At 62.3% G+C, this 15,560-nt stretch carries 8 protein-coding genes and 5 pseudogenes; 2 read left to right on the top strand and 11 right to left on the bottom strand.

Translation table 11 applies throughout. The annotated features are described in order from the left end of the window. Nucleotides 1-18: 18 nt before the first annotated feature. The 11 genes and pseudogenes from ACZZZP_RS10425 to tssA form a co-directional block, all read right to left on the bottom strand. Nucleotides 19-474, bottom strand: a complete 456-nt coding sequence (locus tag ACZZZP_RS10425) for a DUF6484 domain-containing protein (RefSeq protein ID WP_463536500.1) — start codon at nt 472-474, stop codon at nt 19-21. Between the two features lie 47 nt (nt 475-521). Next, nucleotides 522-2,745, bottom strand: a pseudogene (locus ACZZZP_RS10420) (type VI secretion system Vgr family protein). 24 nt (nt 2,746-2,769) lie between these two features. Next, nucleotides 2,770-5,475 (bottom strand): annotated as a pseudogene (tssH, locus tag ACZZZP_RS10415) (type VI secretion system ATPase TssH). Next, nucleotides 5,468-6,518 (bottom strand): annotated as a pseudogene (gene tssG / locus ACZZZP_RS10410) (type VI secretion system baseplate subunit TssG). Before tssG ends, tssH begins: the two co-directional pseudogenes overlap by 8 nt. Further along, nucleotides 6,482-8,342 (bottom strand): annotated as a pseudogene (gene tssF, locus ACZZZP_RS10405) (type VI secretion system baseplate subunit TssF). The pseudogenes tssG and tssF overlap by 37 nt, the downstream one beginning before the upstream one ends. Then, a pseudogene (tssE, locus tag ACZZZP_RS10400) lies at nt 8,339-8,852 on the bottom strand (type VI secretion system baseplate subunit TssE). Before tssE ends, tssF begins: the two co-directional pseudogenes overlap by 4 nt. Further along, nucleotides 8,852-9,637: a type VI secretion system accessory protein TagJ gene (locus tag ACZZZP_RS10395; protein WP_463382637.1), complete on the bottom strand. Its 786-nt coding sequence runs from the start codon at nt 9,635-9,637 to the stop codon at nt 8,852-8,854. The pseudogene tssE and the gene ACZZZP_RS10395 overlap by 1 nt, the downstream one beginning before the upstream one ends. Before the next feature lie 139 nt (nt 9,638-9,776). After that, nucleotides 9,777-10,265: an Hcp family type VI secretion system effector gene (locus ACZZZP_RS10390; RefSeq protein ID WP_122453684.1), complete on the bottom strand. Its 489-nt coding sequence runs from the start codon at nt 10,263-10,265 to the stop codon at nt 9,777-9,779. A 191-nt stretch (nt 10,266-10,456) separates the two neighbouring features. Continuing rightward, nucleotides 10,457-11,953, bottom strand: a complete 1,497-nt coding sequence (gene tssC, locus ACZZZP_RS10385) for a type VI secretion system contractile sheath large subunit (RefSeq protein ID WP_122453683.1) — start codon at nt 11,951-11,953, stop codon at nt 10,457-10,459. Nucleotides 11,954-11,967: 14 nt separating this feature from the next. Next, entirely contained in the window at nt 11,968-12,477 is a 510-nt protein-coding gene (tssB, locus tag ACZZZP_RS10380; RefSeq protein ID WP_122496435.1) for a type VI secretion system contractile sheath small subunit, read from the bottom strand. A gap of 99 nt (nt 12,478-12,576) precedes the next feature. Further along, nucleotides 12,577-13,593 (bottom strand): type VI secretion system protein TssA, encoded by a 1,017-nt coding sequence (tssA, locus tag ACZZZP_RS10375; protein WP_463384692.1) that lies wholly within the window; start codon nt 13,591-13,593, stop codon nt 12,577-12,579. A gap of 368 nt (nt 13,594-13,961) precedes the next feature. On the opposite strand from tssA, the gene tagH (ACZZZP_RS10370) reads away from it, so the two are divergent. Together tagH (ACZZZP_RS10370) and tagH (ACZZZP_RS10365) are read left to right on the top strand one after the other, a co-directional pair. After that, nucleotides 13,962-15,053: a type VI secretion system-associated FHA domain protein TagH gene (gene tagH, locus ACZZZP_RS10370; RefSeq protein WP_463536499.1), complete on the top strand. Its 1,092-nt coding sequence runs from the start codon at nt 13,962-13,964 to the stop codon at nt 15,051-15,053. Further along, nucleotides 14,974-15,525 (top strand): type VI secretion system-associated FHA domain protein TagH, encoded by a 552-nt coding sequence (gene tagH / locus ACZZZP_RS10365; RefSeq protein ID WP_463536498.1) that lies wholly within the window; start codon nt 14,974-14,976, stop codon nt 15,523-15,525. The genes tagH (ACZZZP_RS10370) and tagH (ACZZZP_RS10365) overlap by 80 nt, the downstream gene beginning before the upstream one ends. Nucleotides 15,526-15,560: the final 35 nt, after the last annotated feature.

The following is a 15,560-nucleotide window of genomic DNA, read 5'->3' as shown; positions in this document are numbered from 1 at the left end:
GCTTCTTGCTTCAGTGAATCAGTTGATTTGCACCGAACCGCCTTTGATGCGGTTCACGCCCGTGGACCGGCTGGACAGGTACGTGCCTCGCACGATCACTTTGCCTTCGCGGGTCAGGGTGATGCTGGCTTTGCCGCAGCGCAGCACGATTTCCTTCTCGGCGGAAAACTCCAGGCGTTCACCGTCCAGGTGCGCCACGGCTACCGGTTTTTCCACCGGCGCCAGGCGCTGAATACGGCCGATCACCAGCGGTTGGCCGGGGTCGCCGCCGACAAACATCAGCGCCACCTGGGTGCCGATATCCTCGCGGCTCAGCTGCGTGGTGGTGGTGGCGGCGATGCCGGTTTCCGAAGGGCAACCGGGAAACGCCACCACCGGCGAGGCGGTTTGTGGCACGTCGAGCAATACGCCGATCACCACGCCATCCAGTCGGGTGGCAGCGGCGCTGCCGGGGGTGAAGTGCTGAACACTCATGCTGGTTTCTCTTCCGTTGGGCGGCCGGGGTTAGCGGCCGCTGCTAATCAGTTCTGCAGAATCTTCTGGCCTTTGACGACCACGTTTTTGCTGGCCTTGATATTGATCGCGCCCGAGCCGTCGATGGTGATGTTTTTGCCACGAATGACGATGGTGCCGTCTTTTTTCATGCTGATGCTGGCCGCCCCGGTGCTCAGGGTGATGGAGTCGCCGGCCGTCAGCTCGAAGTTTTTGCCCACGCTTAGCGAATCGTCTTTGCCCACATCGGTGCTGCGGTTTTTGCCAACGCTGCGGCTTTCGTCGCTGCCGATTTTGGTGGTCTGGTTGCTGCCGATGTCGATGTCTTCATTGCTGCCCACGCTCTCGGTGCGGTTGGCGCCGATGGTGATTTTTTCGTTGCTGCCGACATCTTCGGTGCGGTTGGCGCCGATTTTGATGGTCTCGTTGCTGCCGACTTTTTCATTGCGGTCAGCACCGATGGTGATGTCTTCGTTGGCGCCTACGCTCTCGGTACGGTTGGCACCAATGGTGATTTTCTCGTTGCTGCCGACATCTTCGGTGCGGTTGACGCCGATGGAGATGGTTTCGTTGTTGCCGACCTTTTCCTTGCGGTCCACGCCGATGGTGATGGTCTCGTTGTTATCGACGGTCTCGGTGCGGTCGTGTTTGACGTGCACGGTTTCATCGTGGTCGATGGTTTTCGTGCGGTCGTGGCCGACCCAATGGGTTTCGTCGTTCTCGACTTCGATGTCCTGGTTCTTTTCCGCGTGGATAAACAGCTGCTCGGACCCCTTTAAATCTTCCATGCGAATTTCGTTGAAATTGGCCGGCGAGCCGCCCTTGCTCGAACGGCTTTTTACCCCGCTCTGCGTGGCGTTGGCGGGCAAGTCGTAGGGCACGGTCTGTTCAGCGTTGTACACGCGGCCAGTGATGATCGGGCGGTCGGGGTCGCCTTCCAGAAAGCTGACGATCACCTCCTGGCCGATGCGCGGAATTTGAATCGAACCCCAATTCTTGCCGGCCCAGGATTGCGACACGCGCATCCAGCACGAGCTGTTTTCGTTGGATTGGTCGTGGCGGTCCCGGTAAAAATGCACCTTCACGCGGCCGTATTGGTCGGTCCAGATTTCCTCGCCTTTGGGGCCGACCACCATGGCGGTTTGCGGACCCTGCACGATGGGCCGCACGGTGATCGGTTGCGGGCGAAACGCCTGGCTGGCGTCCATGCAATCGAGGTGGCTGATGAACTGCTGTTCCACGTCGTCAAAACCCGTCTCGTAGTGCTCTTGCACGATCGTGTAACGGGCGCCGACTACCAAATATTCGCGGTTCTGATCGTCGCGCGGGTAACGGGTCATGCTGAACAGATTGCCCGAGCCAATGCCACGGGCCGTGCCGCGCAACTGTACGCGCTCGAACTGGGTGTGAATCGCTTCAATGCGGGTGCGTGCGTAGTGCTCGCCGTCACCGCTTTGCACGTATTCGCCGGGGTAGTCGTACAGCGGGTAATCGCTGGCGGTGTGCGGGCGGCTGATTACCGAGCGCACTTCCAGGCGCGCGCTGGGGCGCTGGAAGTCGTAGTCGTTGAGCGCCAGGGAACCGGACTGCACTTCGTGGCTCAGGTGCCAGTCGTCGATATGGTCCAGCTCGCGCTGTTCGGCGGTCGGCGGATAGAACGGCACGCTGCCGTAACCGCGGCCTTGCTGTGGGCGCCGTAGGCATCGGCCAACACCAGCACGTGGCGGCCTTTTCGTGGCGGAAGAAGTAGTAGATACCTTCCTGTTCCATCAGCCGGCTAACGAAGTCGAAGCTGGTTTCGCGGTACTGCACGCAGTAGTCCCACTCACGGTAGGAACGGCTGAGGCTGTCTTCAAAGTCGGAGAAACCAAGGTCGCGGAACACCTGCTTGATGATGTCCGGCACCGTGCGGTTCTGGAAAATCTTGCAGTCGGAGGTGCGCGACATCAGCCCCAACCACGGCTTGAGCGTGACCCGGTACACCGCGAACTGGCCGATGCCGGCGCCCTGGCTGGCGCGGGCGACGATGCCGTGGAAGTAGCGCTTGCTGCCGTCTTGCAACTCCATGGTCAGGCTCATGGGTTTGCCGAGCAGGCTGTTGAGCGCCAGCGAGGTGTTTTCCGAGACCAGGTTCAGCTCGTATTCGAACACCCGCCCCAGTTCTTCAACGCCGTCGAGCTGGCGCAGCACCAGAACATCGGTGCCCAGCGGGCTGTCGACCTGAACCAGGCGCGTGCTTGTGCTTAATGCCATATCCGTATCCCGACTGCGACGGCGTTAAACCGCAGCGCTGCTGTCTGTTGAAGCGCCAAAGGAGTAGTGGAAATCACTGCCCTGGCGGCTGATGCGCACCGCTTCCAACGGCTTGCCTTCGAGCATGCGCGTGAGGAACTCACGGCTCATATCCGGCAGCAAGGTGTTGGTCAGGATCGGTGTCGATCATGCGCCCGCCGCTCTCGGTTTCGGTGCAGCGTTCGGCGATCAGGGCGATGACGCCGTCGTCGTATTCGAACGGCACTTTGTGGGTGGCTTCCACGCGCTTTTTCACCCGTTCCAGTTGCAGACGGGCGATGGACTTGATCATCTCGTCGCTCAGCGGGTAGTAGGGAATGGTCACCAGACGGCCGAGCAGCGCCGGCGGGAAAATCTTCAGCAGCGGTTCGCGCAAAGCCTTGGCGATGGCGTCCGGCTCGGGCATCAGTTCCGGGTCGTTGCACAGGCTGGAAATCAGCTCGGTGCCGGCGTTGGTGGTGAGCAGAATCAGCGTGTTCTTGAAGTCGATCACCCGGCCTTCGCCGTCTTCCATCACGCCCTTGTCGAACACCTGGAAAAAAATTTCGTGCACATCGGGGTGGGCTTTTTCCACTTCGTCGAGCAGCACCACGCTGTACGGTTTGCGCCGCACCGCTTCGGTCAGCACGCCGCCTTCGCCGTAGCCGATGTAGCCCGGTGGCGCGCCCTTGAGGGTGGACACGGTGTGGGCTTCCTGGAACTCGCTCATGTTGATGATGATGACGTTCTGCTCACCGCCATACATGGCCTCGGCCAGGGCCAGCGCGGTTTCGGTTTTGCCCACGCCCGAGGTGCCGGCCAGCATAAACACGCCGATGGGTTTGCTCGGGTTGTCGAGGCCGGCGCGCGAGGTCTGGATGCGCTTGGCGATCATCTCCAGGGCGTGGTCCTGGCCGATGATGCGTTTTTTCAGGTACTGCGCCAGGTTGAGCACGGTTTCCAGCTCGTTGCGCGCCATGCGCCCGACCGGAATGCCAGTCCAGTCGGCCACCACCGAGGCCACGGCCTGGTAGTCGACAATCGGCAGAATCAGCGGCGACTCCTCTGCAGCGCGGCCAGGCGGGTTTGCACGTCTTGCAAACGAGTGTGCAGTTCAGCGTTCGGCTCGGCGGGCGCCGGCTCGCTGCCGGTGTCGTCCACGGCTTCGGCGCCAGCGCGCAGTTGGGCGCGGATATCGAGCAGTTCATCGACCAACGCTTTCTCTTCCGCCCAGCGCGTTTCCAAACCCGTCAGGCGCTCGCGCTCTTCACTCAGCAAGCTTTCGGCACCGCGCAGGCGGTCACCGATATTGATGCCAATGGCCTTTTCGCGGCCAATGATCGCCAGCTCGGTTTCCAGCGCTTCAATGCGCCGACGGCTGTCGTCCACTTCGGCCGGCACAGCATGCAGGCTGATGGCCGTGCGGGCGCAGGCGGTGTCGAGCAGGCTGACGGATTTGTCCGGCAACTGACGCGCCGGAATATAGCGGTGAGACAGCTTCACCGCCGCTTCCAGGGCTTCGTCGAGAATCTGCACCTGGTGGTGTTTTTCCATGGTCGAGGCCACGCCGCGCATCATCAGAATGGCTTTGTGCTCGGACGGTTCTTCCACCTGCACCACCTGGAAACGACGGGTCAGGGCCGGGTCTTTTTCGATGTGCTTTTTGTATTCCGCCCAGGTGGTCGCGGCGATGGTGCGCAAGGTGCCGCGAGCCAGGGCCGGCTTCAGCAGGTTGGCCGCATCGCCCGTACCGGCAGCGCCGCCGGCGCCGACCAGGGTGTGGGCTTCGTCGATAAACAAGATGATCGGCTTGGGCGAGCTTTGTACATCTTCAATCACCGAGCGCAGGCGCTGTTCGAATTCGCCTTTCATGCTGGCGCCGGCTTGCAGCAGGCCGACGTCGAGGGCGCGCAGTTCCACGTCTTTCAGCGCAGGCGGGACGTCGCCGGCGACGATGCGCAAGGCAAAGCCTTCGACCACCGCGGTTTTACCCACGCCGGCCTCGCCGGTGAGAATCGGGTTGTTCTGGCGGCGGCGCATCAGCACGTCGACCAACTGACGGATTTCTTCGTCGCGGCCCACAATCGGGTCGAGCTTGCCGCTGCGTGCCTGCTCGGTGAGGTCGACGGTGAATTTCTTCAGCGCTTCCTGCTTGCCCAGCGCGCCGGGCGCCATGGCACCGCTGGCCTCGCCCGGTGCGGCGCTGCTAAAGCCATCGCTGGCGGTCAGGGCGTTTTCCGGCGAGTTGCCGACGTACTCGTCAAAGCGCTCGGTCAGCGCTTCAACCTTGACCTTGTCGAACTCCTGGGACAACGCCAGTAAGCCATGGCGCAGGCTCGGGGTTTTCAGAATGCCGACGATCAGGTAGCCGGTGCGCACCTGGTTTTCGCCAAACATCAGGCTGCCGTACACCCAGGCGCGCTCGACGGCTTCTTCCACGTTGGAAGACAAGTCGGTGATGGAGGTGGAGCCACGCGGCAGGCGGTCCAGGGCTTCGGTGAGATCGCGGGCCAGGCGCGCCGGGTCGATGTTGAACTGGCGCACGAGCTGGTGCAGGTCAGAGTCTTGCAGTTGCAAGATCTGGTGCAGCCAGTGGGCCATTTCCACATACGGGTTGCCGCGCAATTTGCAGAACACGGTGGCCGCTTCAATGGCTTTGTAGGCAAGGCTGTTCAGCTTGCCGAACAGTGCAACCCGGCTGATCTCACTCATGACTCATCTCCTTATTCGGGCGTTGCAGCAGCCGGTCTCCGGCGTACTGGCTAGCCAGCAGTAAATCCTTGGCATCCTCGCCGGGGTGTCCCAGCCAGGCGTTGAAACCCAACCGCACACCGCCGGCCAGGTCCAATGGGGGTATTTCTTCCTGGCTCAGCACCAGGTTCACGTCCCAGTCCAGCTCATGGCCCAGGTACTCGCCGACCCACGCGGCCAGCTGGCGAAACAGCTCACCACCGGGCAACAGGCGCTCGTATTTGGCCAAGGGCATGGGGCCCAGACGCAGACGAAATTTATGTTGGCGGTCCCACACGTGGGTGCCCAGGCACACGTCCATGCCGAGGGTGCTGGCCCCGGCGCCAAGGCGACTGCGCTCGGGCAGTTCCAGCCATTGGCCGACGTATTCCTCGATGGCCACCGGCAGCTCGAAGTACTCGGACAGAATCACCTTCAAGCCATCGGGATAGCGACTCGTGGCCGCCAGGTGGCCGGTGTGGTAATAGCGCGCCTGATCTGGAATCGGGCCCTGGCCGAGCAGGCTGTCCATGCCGCGACCCGACAACGCGGCCAGGCGCGCCGACCAGTAATCGTCGTCTGGCCGGTCGTGGCTCACCGACGGCCGCGCTTCGGCCCAGGCGCGGTAGAACAGCGTGAGCAAGCGGTGGTGGAACACGTCCGCAAACCGCGTAAAGCCGGGAGTCGCCTTCGTTGCGCTGACGCTCGCGGGCGTATTCGGTCAAGTGCAGCGGCAACGGCCCGTTCGGCCCGGTGAGGCCGAAGAACTGTTCTACGCGCGGCGGCGTGGTGTCGCTGGCGGGCTGGACCAGCGACAAAGTTGACGGCGCAAAACCGCAGTCCGGGGTTTGCCCCAGGCGCAGCGGGTCGTCGGCCAGGCGCACGGAATGGCCGAGCCGGGGTTTGTCCTGGGCTTCGCATTCGATACGGCGCAGCGCCTGGAAGAAGTCATGCTCCCAGGGCGCGGCCGCCATCGCGGCGAGCGAGTTCAGAGGTTCGGTCGGCATCCGGGTTTCGCCTGCCAACGCATGATTTCGCCGCGCTCGGTGGTGCGCAGCACGGTTTCGGTAAAGCTGTTGACCGACACATAGCGGGTGAGGAAACGCTCGAACACCGCGCCGAGCAGAAACACGCCGGTGCCGCGAAAGGCGTTTTCATCGAATTCGAGGCTGATCTCCAGGCCACGGCCAAACACGATGGGCCCCGGCATCGGCAAACGCCGGGTGCAGGGTTTGCTGCTGACTTCCCGCAGGCCTTCGATTTGCAATTGCAGCGCTGAATCGGTGGGGTCGCCATACAAGCGCAACAGCTCGCGCAACGCGGCGGCGCCCTGCCCTTGTTCGGACAACGACAAGTAATTCAGCGACAGCTGACTGATCAACCGCCAGGCGCTGGCGTCATGGGCACGGCTGGCGCGCGGACGGCTCGGGCCGGCCAGGCAGCGCACGTCCAATACGGGCGCGCTGTCTTCCAGGCTGAAATCGCTTTTGCTGGTGCCCACCGGAATAAACAACGCCAGGTCGCGGTTCGTACACAGCGCGCTGACGCCCAGTTGGCGCAGGTCGTGGCGGTACGGCGCCTGATTGGCGTCTACCAGCGAGACAAAGGTTTCGCTGCCCACATAGGTGGAGCGCGGGCCGTTGCGCCGCTGGTTGCTCGACAACAGGCGCGGCTCGCGACGGACGATGTAATACGCCTGCTCGCGGCCATAGCGCGACGGGTCGCGCACGGCATAGAACGGCTGGAACGGCTGCTCCGGCCCGGTGCCGTGACCGGTCACTTGGGTGAGCGAGTGAATCTCGAAATCCATCGGCCGCGTGCGGTCGGCGATCACTTGGTGCTCGTTCACCCGCTCGCTCAAATGAATGCGGTCGGCGCGGCGTGGAAACAAGTTGATCGCCGGGGTGCAGAACGGCACGAATTGCGCGCCGCTGACCGTGCCTTCCAGCGTGGCGTCGTGCTTGTTAAACAGAATGATCAGGTCCAGCTCGTTGCCGGCGCAGCGCTGCACCGAACGGCGCAGCTCGGCGAATTCAACGAACAGAAAACGGTTAGGCAGCGCGAAGTATTCCTGTAACAGGCGGTAGCCCTGGAAGGCACGGGGCACCACGGGCAGCAATGCGTCTTCGTCGTCGAAACCACGCGGACGCAGCGAACCGGGCGGCAGGCGCTCGACCCAATCGCTGCCCGGCGCCTGGGCGAATACGGCGCAGGCGTTGCCGAGCAATTGCTCGTACAGGCGGAACGGCTGCTCATCGGCGCCGTGCAGGTACAGCGGCAGGCTGTCCAGGCTCAGGCTGTTGAGCGGCAGGCCGGCGCCACTGCGCAGGCGAATGCGCAAACCGGCCTTGGCCTTCAGCTCGCTGGCGGCCAGGCGCCCGAGCACCGCCGCCGGGTTGCCAAAGTATTCGGCGCTGGCCACTTCCAGCGGCCACAGCGTAACCGAATGGGCCGTGCGGTATTCGCAGGCGGTTTGTTCTTCGCGGCCCAGCACGCCACGCAGCGGCGCATTGCGCTCGATGGTAAAGCCGCTGCTCAGCGAGCCTTCGTTGGGGTCGGCGCGCAGTTGCACCACGGTCATCGATGGCGTCGGCGCCAGGTAATGCGGGTAAGCGATTTCCAGCAGGTTGTGGGTGAACGTCGGGTACTCGGCGTCCAGCTTCAAATGCACCCGCGCGGTCAGGTACGCGAAGCCTTCCAGCAGGCGTTCCACGTACGGGTCGGCGCAATCCACACCCGACAACGTCAGGCGGCTGGCAATCTTGGGAAACTCGCGGGCGAACTCGGCGGCGCGTCTCGCGAATGTGCGACAGCTCCTGGTTGTAATACTCGAGTAAGCGCGGATTCATGCGCGCCTCCGCTGCTCGTTGGGCACGATTTTCACGTGGCCGGTTTCCAGGTCCAGATTGGTCGTGAGGATTAACCGCAGCGGCACCGGCAGGTGCCCACAGGTCGCCTTCAATTTCGAACGCCAGGGCGTTGTGGTCCATGCCCTCCTCCTGCAAGCGCGCTTTGACGCGCAAGGTGGAACGCAGAATGCGCGGCTCGAAGGTGGCGATGGTTTCGTCAGCCAAGGCTTCAATCGCCGGCACGTCGATGTTCGACAAGGTGCGCCCCGACAGCGCCGGCAAGCCGTAATTGAGCACCGAGGTGCCGGCCGGCGTGGCGGCGGCGGTTTCCACATCGAGCAAGGCGGTGGTGTTGAACAGCCAGGTGAGGTCGCGCAGCACCGAGGCTTTCAGTTGGCTCATGGACAGCACGCGCTTGTCCGGGCTCTCGTTCGGGTTGCTGCGGTCGTTGTCCACCAGGCGGTCGAGCAGCGACGGTTGCAGGCGCTCCTGCAAAGGCATGTTGGCCATCAGGCGTCTGCCACAGCGAATTCCACGGTGCGCAGATCGAACAGCGCGGTATCACCGTCATCGGTGGCAAATAGGCGCTGGCCCAGCGGCACGCCGTTATCGAGAAAATCGGTTTTGCGCGACAGGCGCGCGGCGTCGTCGCCTTGCGCCACGGTGTCGGGGTAGCGGCTGGGCAACAGCGCCACCGTGGTGCCGCCATTGATCAGCGTGAGTTCGGCCGGCAGCCACACCAGATCGCGCAAGTCCGTCGGTGCTTCCACCGTGAGGCTGGCAATGTTGCTCATCGGCAGCCAGGCATAGCGACCGTTGACGATCACTTCCAGCACCGGCCCCAGGCGCGGATCGGCGTCGGCCAACCAGGCGAACGGCGTGCCATTGACCTGACCGGGATTGGCCGGCGCGGCTTCAAAGGCTTCGGCACGCATCTGCTCGGCGGCTTGCGGGTGACTGTCGGCGTCCATCTTCAAGGCTTGAATCAATGGTGCGATCCAGGCGGCGGGTTCGCCGAGAATGACCGGCGTCACGCGCCCGGCAAACACCTCGGCCCGCAGTGCCTCGCACTCCAGCGCGGTGCGATAGGTTTGCACCATCGGCAACGCGGCGGCGTCGAGTTCACCGACCACCTTCAACTGATTTTGCGCACGGCTCCATTGGCCCATAACGGCCAACAGCTGAAAAAGAAAAATCCGCAGCGTGGCGTTGGCCGGAGCGCCGCGAACCTGGTCTTGCAGGGCCTTGAGCGCATCATCGAGGCGACCGGCACGCAACAGTTCATCGGCAGTCATAACAGCACTTCCCTGGGATTGGATGACGAGAAAAAAGTCGCTCCCCCTGTAGGAGCGGCTTTAGCCGCGATGCTCTTGATCGCTGAAAAGCATCGCGGCTAAAGCCGCTCCTACAGATTGTGGAGCGGGTAACGCGTTATCAGATCTTGACGTTCTGACGGATGTTCCAGCCGTACTTGATCGGGCCGCCTTCTTTGGAGCCGTCTTCTTTCTGGGCCTGGTAGTCCACTTGTACCTGAGCGAAGTTCAGGCCGATGGTTTCGGTCAGGCGATCTTCGCCGCCGCTGCCGCCGGTGGTCACCGAGGAGATCAGCACTTCTTTCATGGTGATCACCAGGTATTCAACCTGCGCGCTGCCGCCGGCTTTACGCACGGTCAGCTTGGCTTCGGGGTAATGCTTGCCCGAGGAGCACGCCATCATCAGGTTCGGTGTGGCCTTGTCGAGGTACTTGGTCAGGGTCAGGTCTTGCACGTTAACCTTGCCAGCGCCGCCGCCAGTGCCCAGGTGCATGTTGCCGTTTTGCGACATGCCCCAGCTCCACGCCAATACGTCGACTTCATCAGCGTGGGCCTTGTCCTTGGACTCGCCCTTGATGTCACCGATCTTGATGAACATATCAACAGCCATGTTTCCTCCTGCGTGGCCGTAGCCACTTCATCTTTGTGAACCCACCACCATGGCAAGTCCGTTTAAATGCACTGTGCAAAATTTTGGAAAACGTCGAGAGCGACGGCCGGGCAAGGCAAATGCAGGTGGCTGTAGCCAATGAGCATTTTTGAACCTGCTTTTAACGCCGCCCGGGCTAAGCTCCCGGCGTTTTACGCGCCTTTGGCGGACGGCAGTTTCGATACCAGGCGAAGCGAAACAGTCAGCCCTTCCAACTGGTAATGCGGACGCAGGAAGAACTTCGAGTTGTAGTAACCCGGGTTGCCTTCCACTTCTTCCACCACCACCTCGGCGGCCGACAGCGGGTGCTGGGCTTTGGTGGTTTCGGTGGAGTGCGCCGGGTCGCCGTCGACGTAGTTGAGAATCCAGTCTTGCAACCAGCGCTGCATGTCGTCCTTCTCTTTGAAGGAACCGATCTTGTCGCGCACGATGCACTTCAGGTAATGGGCAAAACGGCAGGTGGCGAACAGGTACGGCAGGCGCGCGGCCAGGTTGGCGTTGGCGGTAGCGTCCGGGTCGTCGTATTCGGCCGGTTTTTGCAGGGACTGGGCGCCGATAAAAGCGGCGAAGTCGGTGTTCTTTTTGTGCAGCAGCGGCATGAAACCGTTCTTCGCCAACTCGGCCTCGCGGCGGTCGGAAATGGCGATTTCGGTTGGGCACTTCATGTCCACGCCGCCGTCGTCGGTTGGGAACGTATGAGCCGGCAGGCCTTCCACTTCACCGCCCGATTCCACACCACGAATGCGCGAGCACCAGCCGTACAGTTTGAACGAACGGTTGATGTTCACCGCCATGGCGTAGGCCGAGTTGGCCCAGGTGTATTTGCTGCTGTCGGCGCCGGTGGTTTCTTCTTCGAAAGCGAACTCTTCCACCGGGTCGGTTTTCGCGCCGTACGGTACGCGCGCCAGGAAGCGCGGCATGGTCAGGCCGATGTAACGCGAGTCGTCAGACTCACGCAGCGAGCGCCAGCCAGCGTATTCCGGGGTGGTGAAAATCTTGGTCAGGTCTCGCGGGTTCGACAGTTCCTGCCACGAGCCCATGCCCATCACAGTCGGCGAAGCGGCCGCAATGAACGGCGCGTGCATGGCGGCGGAAATCTTGGCCATTTCGCTGAGCAGTTCCACGTCCGGTGGCGACTGGTCGAAGTAGTAGTCGCCTACCAGGCAACCGTACGGTTCGCCGCCGAACTGGCCGTATTCTTCTTCGTACATCTTCTTGAAGATCGGGCTCTGGTCCCACGTGGTGCCCTTGAATTTCTTCAGGGTCTTGTGCAGTTCCGGCTTGGAGATGTTGAGCACGCGAATTTTCAGCTGCTCGTCAGTCTCGGTGTTGTTGACGAGGTAATGCAGGCCACGCCAGGCGCTTTCCAGTTGCTGGAAATCGGGGTGGTGCATGATCAGGTTGATCTGCTCGGTCAGCTTGCCGTCGATGGCGGCGATGATCGATTCAATCGACTTGATGGCGTCGTTGGAAATCAGATTGGTCTGTGCCAGGGCGTGTTCGGCCAGGGTGCGCACAGCGGTTTCCACCGCTTCGCGGGCACGCTCGGTTTTCGGTTTGAATTCTTGCAGCAGCAAGCTTGCGAACTCGCTGGTCTGCTCGGTCGTTGCCTGTGGCAGCGCCTGATTGTCGGTGCTCAATTCGGCCATGCTAAATCGTCCTCTTAAGCTTGTGGCTCGTCGGTTGGCTTCGGTGCGCTGGCCAGGGCCTGCAGCAGGGCCGGGTCTTTGATCGCTTTCATGATCATGTCTTCGGCGCCGGTTTTGCCGTCCATGTAGGTCAGCAGGTTGGCCAGTTGGGTGCGCGCATCAAGCAGTTTGCTGAGCGAATCAACCTTGCGGGCAATGGCCGCCGGGCTGAAGTCGTCCATGCTCTCGAAGGTCACGTCCAGGCTCAGGTTGCCTTCGCCGGTAAGGGCGTTCGGCACGTTGAAGGCCACGCGCGGTTTCATCGCCTTGAGGCGCGAGTCGAAGTTATCGACGTCGATTTCCAGAAACTTGCGGTCGGCTACCGGAGCCAACGGCTCGGCAGGCTTGCCAGCGAGGTCGGCCATCACGCCCATTACGAACGGCAGCTGAACCTTTTTCTCGGCGCCGTACAGCTCGACGTCGTATTCGATCTGCACACGGGGCGCGCGATTTCGGGCGATGAATTTCTGGCTACTGGTGACCATGTTGCTCCTCCCTCGCCATCAGGCGACTGAACAGTGACGTCATCGACAAACCACTGATGACCGACTTATTGGATTACGCCGTTGGGGCACGCCCCAACGTCATTCGGAATCAGGCCCGCGCAAGGCTTCGAACTGCGACATGCCATCGGGAATAAGGTTGCGCACGATGGCCGCGAAATCAGCCGTGACCAAGGTTTTCGCGCGGCTGAGCAGCACCGGCACCGGGCTCGATGGCTCGTGCCGGGCGTAGTACTCAAGCAGGCGATCGAGCTGGCGCAACACGTCATCGCGCGTGGCGATTTCACCACTGGCGCGTGGCGTTTGTGTGGCACTGGCTGAGGCATCGCTGCTGGCCATGCTGTCACCCTCGCCTGCTGAATCAGTGCTGCCGGTATCGGCTTGCGCATTGGCACCGAGGGTCTGCCCGGCCTGGCGCAGCATCAGTTTCAGCGGTGCCAGATCCACGCCCTGGTCAGAGCCGACTTGCTCGCTCACTTCACGCTCAATGGCGGTCAGTGCGGTGAGCGCCTGGGCCACGGCATCGCGGGTGGTTTGCAGCGCTTCGGCATCGCTGTCACGCAGCGCGGCGTTGAATTGATCCTGGCCGAGGGTTTCGCTGGCGAAGCGTTGCAGGCCGTGGGCGTTGATCGCCGCGCGAACCGTCACGGTGCCAAAGGTGCGCGAACGCACCAGTGCGCTTTCCCACAGCAGACGCAGGTTGTCTTCGGCATTCAGGCCGGTCAGCGCGTTGATGCGCGAGGTGGGGTCGTTGTCGTCGGGGTCCAGCCGTGGGTGCAAATCGACCCAGTACTGGTTGAGCAATTCGCTGATCAGCAACAGCGCCTGGGCGAAACCCGGCAGGCCATAAAGGGCCAGGGAACTGCGCACCAAAATGTTGGCGACACGCAGGTCTTTGGTGCGGGAAAAGAGGTCGTGAATTTGCTGGTTAACACTGGGCCATTCGGGCGGTTCTGCCGGTAAAACGGCGTCACCCATTTGGCGTTCCGGCTGACCTTGCGCACTACGCTCCAGCTCGAGAAAAGCTGCATCGTATTCAAGGTCCTCGCCGCAGGGTGCGTCGGCGTTTATCGGAGCCAGTAAAGCGGGTACATCCAACACTCGGGCGATCTCCATATCAGGCTGCTGGAACGCAGCCCTGATCCGATTGGGGTGCCTACGAGAACCGATTCCTTCGGCTCGCGTGGTGGCCAAACCATGGCTCAAAAAAACGCCACTGGCGGGGCGACGGGCATTCTTGGAGCACGTCAAAGCGTTGTCAAGCCGCGCTTGGAGGACGAGTGAGCAACAGCTAGCCTAGAAGATCAATCTGTGAAGCGTGTCTTTTTTATCCTGAATTTTCAGATGAAAGACGGAACTCTGTGCGTTGGCCGCTGTAGTATTCGCGCAGGAAAAATAAGGCGATGGGGTAAAGCTTTTCTCATCAGCCCGGAGGTAACGCCGCAAGGCGTGTGCAAGGAGTCGCAATGCCACTGCGTTTGACCATCACCAGCTACCACAAACTGACACCCGGCCAATTGTCGGAACGTCAGCTGGACCAGGGTAGCCTGACCATCGGCCGTGGCCCCGAAAACGATTGGGTGCTGCCCGACCCCGAACGCCTGGTGTCCAGCCTGCACTGCACCATCACCAGCCGCGACGGCGCTTACTACATCACCGACAACAGCACCAACGGCGTGCTCCTGGTGCAGTCCGGCCAGCGCCTGCGCCGTGGTAACAGCGAGCGTTTGCAAGACGGCGAGCTGGTGCGCTTGGGTGAGTACGACATTCTTGTGCAGCTCGATGCCATGAGCGGTTTTGCCTCCAGCAGCGCCGCCTCGGGCATCGCCACCGACCCCAACACCAGCTTCGATGCCCTGATGAGCCGCCAGGCCGGCAGCGCTGCGCCGGCCGCCATGCCGACGCCGGTAACGCACCATGCCGCCGCGCATTTCCACGGCAACTCGCCGCTGGATACCAAGCCTGATCTGTTCGATTTTCTAAATCCGCCATCCGGCGGCGGCGCGCCGATTCCGGACCATGTGCCCGCCGAGCGCCACGACTTCCGCCCGCCGACGCCGCAGCCCATGCCGACGTTCGATGTGCCGGCCGCCACGCCGGTTGCCAGTGGCGGCGCCTCGATGATTCCGGATGACTGGGATCCGTTTGCCGATCTCTCGGCAGCAAAGCCTGCGATTCCCGATCCGTTCGCGCAGCAGCCTTTGGCGCCACCGCCGCCCGCTGCCGTGCCTTTTGTAGCCGCCGAACCCGAGCCCATCACGCCGCCGCCAAGCGCCGTGGTGGATGACCCCCTGGGCCGGCATCGCCACCACGCCGAGCGTTGCGCCCCCTGCTCCGCCCGAGCCGCAGGAATTTATTCTCGACCCCACGCCCGAGCCGGTTCGCGAGCCGAAACCGATTCGCCTGCAACCGCCTTTGCCACCGCTGGACGCGGCACCGAGCGGCGACTTGCTCCAGGCCTTTTTGCGCGGCGCCGGCGTGTCGCAACTGCGCGTAGACCCGGCAAACGCCGAAGCGCAAATGGAAGCCATCGGCCGCAGTTACCGGCAAATGGTTGAAGGCATGATCGAAGTGCTGCGCGCGCGCAGCAGTTTGAAAGGTGAGTTCCGCATGCAGCAGACCACCATTCAACCGATTCAAAACAACCCGCTAAAATTCGCGCCGAACGTGGACGAAGCGCTGCTGTTGTTATTGCGTTCCGGCAACCAGGCATTCCTCGCCCCGGACCAGGCCATTGCAGACGGCTTCGACGACATCAAGGCGCACCAGATGGCCGTGATGGCCGGCGTGCAGGCGGCGATTCATCACCTGTTGCAACGCTTCGAGCCGAATGCGCTGGAAGCCCGCTTCGAAAAACCCAGCGGCTTTTCCGCCCTGCTACCCGGTGCGCGCCATGCGCAATTGTGGGAGCAGTTCAGTGCCTTGTACGCGAGCATCCAGCGCGAAGCCGAGGACGATTTTCAAGACCTGTTCGGCCGTGAATTCAGCCGCGCTTACGAGGAGCACAGCAGCCGTTTGCGACGTCGCTAATTTTCTTCACACACGGAATCGTTGCCCGGCTTCGG

It is taken from the genome of Pseudomonas sp. AC211, from assembly GCF_979258055.1.
The sequence above is the reverse complement of the archived record's forward strand: the minus strand, read 5'-3'. Positions and strand labels throughout refer to the sequence as shown.

What these genes read in the sequence shown, in the direction of transcription:
- ACZZZP_RS10425 (WP_463536500.1), bottom strand. Translation starts at nt 474, where the DNA reads ATGAGTGTTCAGCACTTCACCCCCGGCAGCGCCGCTGCCACCCGACTG.
- ACZZZP_RS10395 (WP_463382637.1), bottom strand. Translation starts at nt 9,637, where the DNA reads ATGACTGCCGATGAACTGTTGCGTGCCGGTCGCCTCGATGATGCGCTC.
- ACZZZP_RS10390 (WP_122453684.1), bottom strand. Translation starts at nt 10,265, where the DNA reads ATGGCTGTTGATATGTTCATCAAGATCGGTGACATCAAGGGCGAGTCC.
- tssC (WP_122453683.1), bottom strand. Translation starts at nt 11,953, where the DNA reads ATGGCCGAATTGAGCACCGACAATCAGGCGCTGCCACAGGCAACGACC.
- tssB (WP_122496435.1), bottom strand. Translation starts at nt 12,477, where the DNA reads ATGGTCACCAGTAGCCAGAAATTCATCGCCCGAAATCGCGCGCCCCGT.
- tagH (WP_463536499.1), top strand. Translation starts at nt 13,962, where the DNA reads ATGCCACTGCGTTTGACCATCACCAGCTACCACAAACTGACACCCGGC.